Here is a 324-nt window from a genome sequence, read left to right as displayed (position 1 = left end):
ACGCCGGCGGGGTTGTCGGCATGATCGTCGCGAAGGGCGTGGCGCTGGCCGCCGTCGCCGCGATCGTGGTATGGGCGGGTGATCGGATCGTTCGACTGTACGCGTTAGGAGTCGGGACCGTTCTCCACGCGATAGCCGTCGCGAACAACCTCGCCTGGTTGCTCGTTATCGGCGGTGGTGTCGTATGAGCGACGAGAGTGGTACGTGTACGGGCGGTGCTGAGCGTCGAGAGGGTGCCGGTCAGGCCCAGCTCGTCGGCGACCTCGTGGAAGGGTCGGACAAGGCGAATACACCGCTTGAATACGTCTCGGACATCTCCGAGAT

The 324-nt window shown here is 64.5% G+C and carries 1 protein-coding gene; it reads left to right on the top strand.

Annotated elements, in window-relative coordinates:
- A partial coding sequence (locus tag SM755_RS23370) for a hypothetical protein (protein WP_323174797.1) occupies positions 1-188 on the top strand: 188 nt, incomplete at its 5' end.
- Positions 189-324 lie beyond the last annotated feature (136 nt).

This window comes from Natrialba sp. PRR66, from assembly GCF_034808065.1.
Classification (GTDB): domain Archaea; phylum Halobacteriota; class Halobacteria; order Halobacteriales; family Natrialbaceae; genus Natrialba; species Natrialba aegyptia.
Note: the sequence above shows the minus strand (reverse complement) of the source record. Positions and strands in the feature narration are given on the sequence as shown.